The 3,893-nt window shown below is 58.7% G+C and carries 3 protein-coding genes; all 3 read right to left on the reverse strand.

The annotated features are described in order from the left end of the window. Positions 1-57 precede the first annotated feature (57 nt). The gene (locus tag IRZ24_RS17780; protein WP_297167226.1) at positions 58-999 is read right to left on the reverse strand and encodes a YihY/virulence factor BrkB family protein; all 942 of its coding nucleotides are present in this window, start codon (positions 997-999) and stop codon (positions 58-60) included. Between the two features lie 237 nt (positions 1,000-1,236). Then, entirely contained in the window at positions 1,237-1,995 is a 759-nt protein-coding gene (locus tag IRZ24_RS17785; RefSeq protein ID WP_297167229.1) for a zinc ribbon domain-containing protein, read from the reverse strand. A 270-nt stretch (positions 1,996-2,265) separates the two neighbouring features. Further along, positions 2,266-3,636, reverse strand: coding sequence for a helix-turn-helix transcriptional regulator (locus tag IRZ24_RS17790; protein ID WP_297167232.1), 1,371 nt, complete (start codon positions 3,634-3,636; stop codon positions 2,266-2,268). Positions 3,637-3,893: the final 257 nt, after the last annotated feature.

Here is a 3,893-nt window from a genome sequence, read left to right on the forward strand (position 1 = left end):
ATCTGATCACATCCCTCTGGGCTGACCAGCTCCTGCATATTGTGACCATCATCTTGATTATCCTGTGGCATCTTTAGCGCCTGGGGTGGCTGGATCGGGAGGGGAAACGAGGGGCGAGGAGGGTTGAGAGCCGACGTCGCTTTCTTCGCGGTTACTCTTGGCCACCAGGGTCACCAGGTCGGCTGGCGCAGAGCGAATCTTTTCGCCGAAGAAAGCATTGACCTCGGCGCCTAGCAGCAGGATCACGGCAAAGTAGTAGAAGAAGGTCACTAGAATAATAGCGAAGCCGATTTGACCGCCCAGACCGCTCAAGAAATGGGCCGCGTAGAGCGAGAAGAGTGCCAGATAGATCTGAGTCAAGATAGCGGCCAAGAGGGCCCCGCGCCAGGTTGAGCGCCAGCGGATGCGGCGGTTAGGTACGAAGGTATAGATTGTCAAAAAGAAGACCCAGGCGATCGCCAGGCCGCCAAGCAAGCCGCCCAGGCTGAAGGCGAAACCGCTACCGGGCACCTGGCCAAGCGGGGTCTTCTCTAGAAATGAGATCACCAGCGCTGGCAAGCTGGCTGCCAGCACCATCAACGGAGTCAGCACAGCGAAGAGCAGCAGCATCCCCAGAGCCATCAAGTTCTGCTGAAGCAAGGGACGCGGGCGTCGCCGGTAAATAATACCAAAACAGCCCTCTAGCAGAACAAAGAGGCGTGAGCCGGTGAAGAGCGCGATCAAGACTGAGACGATACCGAGCGGACCGGAAACGCGATTGAGCTGGCGCAGCAGAGCGTCGATCAACTCGGGTGAGGCTGTCATTCGAGGGAAGATCGAGAGAATCACCTGACTGAGGTAGAGGCGTACCTCAGCTTTCCCTAGCAACAGACCTGGAATAGCCAGCAAGGCCACGGCCAGCGGAGCCATAGCGGTCAACAGGTTAAAGGCCAGAGCTGCTGCCAGGTTCATCACCCAGTCGTTATTGAACTTGATGAAAAAGGCCTGAGCGCGTTGCAAAATTTTTCCTGCCTTAGCACGACTAGATGCCAATCTCCTCGTTGGGTGAAGCTGCTTCCTTTCAGGTAGTTCTTTCGTGGTCATAGCCATTCAAAAAACTCCAGAAAAAAGCTCCCAGTCTATTCACGCCAGGAAGGCCCTGAATGTTTCAAGATAGCAGTTCACCGTTAGCGAAGCCCAGAGCAACCTGCTGCCAGCGGCCAGGCAGGTAATGGAAGAGAACAGGAGAAAGCAGACTCACGGCAGCAGTGCACCGCACTGCCCACAATAGCGTTTTCCTGGACGCACGCGGGCCCCACACTGGTCGCAGAAAAAGGTCTCATTCCCTGCTACAGCCTGAGCCTGAGCGCCAGCGACAGGAAAGGCAGGATCAGGGGATGAATGAGAGACCGGAGAGGAGGCAGCGGGAACAGGGAACGCTGGTCCAGCAGGAGAGGCGGAAGAATCAGCTAGCGTGGAGGCGGCTGGCGAAGGCGACGAAGGGCCTGGGGGAGTGGGCTGTGTGGCTTGACTGCTGTGGATCGCCCTAGCGGCCTTCACCGCCAGGCTACCAAGGGTAGCAGCGATCTTGAGGCCTTTGGCCAGCTCCTCCATCTCCTCCTTAAGGCGCTGGGGAGAAGGAAAAAGCGTGCTATCAGAGACCTTCTGGAAGAAATCCGGGCCGAGTTGTACCCCCTCACCATTCCAGGCAAGCTGGCCCTCTGCACGACTGCCGTCATCAAAGAGCAAGAGCAGACGACGGTCCTGGCAGACATACTGACCCTCGTGCCGTGTCTCCGCTGGGGGCTGATTGAGAGCCGAACCGGCGCTAGCTCCCGTACCAGCCAGCAAGCTTTGAGCGGCCTGAGCCAGGCGCGAGCGCTCTTGCGTCAGCAGGACAAAGCGTCCATGAGGCAGCAAGATCAAGCGGTCGACTCGCGTGGTCAGAGAGGCCAGCCCGGGCACCGGCAGCGAACGACGCTGACATTCGTACTGTCCAGTCACAGGCTTCGACATCTAATCCTCCCTTGGTATACTGGCCAGAGTCAAGCGAGGCAGCCAACGAAGACGCTTGCGTCTCCTTCTCAGCTCCGGCCTCCTATCAAACAGGGCTCGTAGCGACACTGCGAACCTTGCACAGGAATCTACGGGGAGAGGGGGAGGAAGTTGCGCCGACCTGGCCAGCGCAGCGAAAGGGCCAAGGAGGAGAAAAGCAACGAGCGCAGCCGCGCTCAGGCAGGCCGCAGACGCAGCGAGCGACCCTGGCGGACCAGCCCCCAGGCTGCCTTACATCTCATCAGTCATTGTCAGCGGGTCCTCCCAGCGGCGACGTGTCTGAGCCAGAGCGCGCACTATGTCAAGCTCATGCTCTCCCTCCTTGATTTTGCCTCGCTTCAACAAGTGGCGCCCCAGCAAATCGTGAGCGTGGATCAAAGCCGCCACCCGATGGGTGGGCTTCAGCTCCTCAATAGCGGCGCGGAAAGCTCGCTCAGCCCCAGACTGGCCGCTCTGGGTCCCTCCCTGCTCTTGCTCCATCGCATCAAGAATCTGGCCCTCAATCAGATAGGCCTCCGCACGGCGCAGGATGTAACTCTTACGAGCAGCCTCGTGAGCCTGACGGACATACTGCAGTGCCAGCTCATAGCGCTGACATTGTAGCTCAAGGCTTGCCAGATAGGCGGCGGCGGCTGCGACGACGTTGGCTTCCTGCTTCTGGCGGCGCTCTTCGAGGGCATTCTTACCCGCAGGGGGAGCACCTGCCACGCGCGGCTGCCATTTCTCCAGCACCTCGCGCAAATAGGCGCGAGCCTCATCTACACGCCCCAGGCCCTGATAGATCAGAGCGATTTCGCAGGTCAGCAGACTCTCATTGATCTCATCACCGATCGAGCGATAAAGCGTGCGCGCATTCTCTGCATGATGCAGCGCGCGATACTTGAGCCGCTCCGACTCGGCGGCCCACTGCTCATCGTCGCGATGGCTATCGGCGCGCTCAAATGAGACCAGCGCGATTCCCCAGTGAGCCTCGGCCACGTAGTGAATAGGGGTTTCTGGCTGCATCAGCTTCAGCACAGTCTCATAGTGATCGTTCGCCAGATCAAGGCGACCCAGCTCGCGGCAAGTTGCAGCCAGATGGAGGTGCAGCAGGGTCGCCTCATGCACCTGCTCCGTTGGAATCCGCTCGGGACGCAGAGCTGCAGCCTGGAAAAACTGCCGCTGGGCCTCCACGAACTGACGCAGGCTAAAGAAGCACTGCCCTCTAAGAGCATAGAGCCGCCAGCGCAGCGAGGGAGGAGCATGCTCAATATTGATGGTGTTCACCAGATCCAAGGCAGCTTTGATATGCTTGCTCTCAAGGAGGCGCAGCGCGTGATTCAGCTTCTCCTCATTCTCCTTATAGCGGTTAGCTTCGGCCTCCGACTCGCGCTGCTGCTGAAGCAGGACCATCAAGTCATCCAGTGGCAGATTCAGCCGTTCAGCCAGAAAGTGCAGACTTTCAGGCGAAGGCTCGACACGATTGCGCTCAATCTGAGAGATCAGGCTAGTACTGTAACGACCATCAGCGACATCCGCCAGCGAGAGGCGTAAGCTCTGCCGTGCTGCGCGGATACGCCCTCCTAGCGTGTCAGGAGATACTCGCTTGGCTGGACGTGCCATCGGTTTCTTCCTTCCTTCCCTTGTTCAGTCTCGCTATGCTCTGCCGCCCTCAACCAGGAGCGGTGCCATCCGCGTAGGTCACCAGCCATCATGCGACACCTTTTAAATGTAAAACGATTATAATCAATGATGGTCAAAATTTCAATCGATGTTCTGACAGCTCTCCCCACTGCTGCCCGACAAGGTCTCCTCTTCACTTCGTCTCGCGTGCCGCCGGGAGAGAACCAGGGCCGGAGAGCAGGGGAAACCAGCAAAGC

Origin of the sequence: Thermogemmatispora sp. (assembly GCF_019683755.1) — a bacterium.
Lineage (GTDB): Bacteria > Chloroflexota > Ktedonobacteria > Ktedonobacterales > Ktedonobacteraceae > Thermogemmatispora.

What these genes read in the sequence shown, in the direction of transcription:
- IRZ24_RS17785 (WP_297167229.1), bottom strand. Translation starts at nt 1,995, where the DNA reads ATGTCGAAGCCTGTGACTGGACAGTACGAATGTCAGCGTCGTTCGCTG.
- IRZ24_RS17790 (WP_297167232.1), bottom strand. Translation starts at nt 3,636, where the DNA reads ATGGCACGTCCAGCCAAGCGAGTATCTCCTGACACGCTAGGAGGGCGT.